The organism is Polaromonas sp. P3_C2 (genome assembly GCF_056402675.1).
The window spans coordinates 1-1,343 of sequence record NZ_JBFUGX010000918.1 but is presented as its reverse complement, the minus strand read 5'-3'; the positions used below and the strand labels follow the sequence as shown (position 1 = coordinate 1,343).

At 50.6% G+C, this 1,343-nt stretch carries 3 protein-coding genes; all 3 read right to left on the bottom strand.

Annotated elements, in window-relative coordinates; translation table 11 throughout:
• On the bottom strand, window positions 1-278 hold a 278-nt coding region (locus AC1DWI_RS23365; RefSeq protein WP_477725943.1), incomplete at its 3' end, for a hypothetical protein.
• Window positions 238-738: a very short patch repair endonuclease gene (locus AC1DWI_RS23360; protein WP_477670425.1), complete on the bottom strand. Its 501-nt coding sequence runs from the start codon at window positions 736-738 to the stop codon at window positions 238-240. The genes AC1DWI_RS23365 and AC1DWI_RS23360, both read right to left, overlap by 41 nt.
• Window positions 739-829: 91 nt before the next feature.
• Window positions 830-1,343 (bottom strand): DNA cytosine methyltransferase (locus AC1DWI_RS23355; RefSeq protein WP_477725942.1); only part of this gene is annotated, 514 nt, incomplete at its 5' end.

Below are 1,343 nucleotides of genomic sequence, written 5' to 3'. Positions count from 1 at the left end.
GGGTACTGCGGATAGAGGATGAGCTGTGTTCCCGGTGCTTGCTCCGTGGTCGTATCGGTTACCCAAAAAAATCTCAACGGCGCTTTGAAATTCGGAACGCTTAAAGCGGGGTGGGCCGTTATTTCTCCGTGGGGAAAAAAGGAGAGAACTTCAAATTTGCTACCGAGATAAATTTGCTGCTTTGAATTGTCGTTTTCGGCAAGACGTTTGCAAAAAACGCGAGTAGCTCCGAGTCCCTTAAATCGAGCGAGAAGTTGATTTACGTTTTGAAAAGCCACGACCTTGCCCTCTGGATATTTCGAGATATGGGGCATCGTAGTTGACAACCCAGTCGCGGGCAATGAGATATGGCTGCGTAGTTGTTTGTTTGACGGCTTGGCGAACTGCACATTCCCAGATCACCACGACGCGCCATCCAAGGCTGTGCAACTCGCGCACATGCCGCTTATCTCTGGCCACATTGCCAACTAACTTCGTCTCCCAGAACTCTGTATTTGTCGATGGCCATCGAAAGCCGCTGCAGCTATGACAGTGCCAGAAGCAGCCGTTCACAAATACCACGGTCTTATGACGTGGGAAAACCAGATCTGGTTTTCCCGGTAGTAATGATCCACCCAAAGTGAACCGCAATCCAAGGCGATGCAAGTTTGCGCGAACAGCTATTTCCGGCTTGGTGTCCTTGCCCTTGATACCCGCCATCATCCGGCTACGGGTAGCCTGATCAACAACATCAGTCAATGTTTAGCCGCTGCAACGAATTTATGATGTGCGAATAAGCTACTTTGTGAGCATTGTCGCCATGAGGGTTGATGGGACGTGTGTGACCTGATTAAGCCGCTCTTGGTATTGGCTGATTCTCTTGACGAATGGATTCAACGATTAGCGGCTGCATAGCTCTGGCGACTGCAGTCATGACCGGAACGATCACTGAGTTGCCAAACTGCTTATAAGCCCTCGTATCGGAAACCGGAATTCTCAAACTGTCCGGAAAGCCCATCAAGCGCGCGCATTCACGTGGTGTTAGGCGACGGGGATTCTTTTTGCTCCCTTGGCTCACGAGAATCTCAGAGCCATCTTTGTAGTAACGCGCAGACAGCGTGCGTGTAACGCTGTCTGGAGTGACGAGGCCGAAACCGAATCCATTACCCGCTTCTTGGTGCTTCTTTTTGTAGGCTTGCAAGTAAGCCCAGAGCTTGTCAGTCAGYGTGTACTTGTCGAGTACTTTGCGTTTTGCGTGGTCGTAATACTTATCACCGTCCCATTCCAGTTCCGGTTCGCCGACTTTTTTGTGAAGAATTTCGCCAAGGGTGTGCTGGCCTTTGCCCGGCAGATCAACCATATCC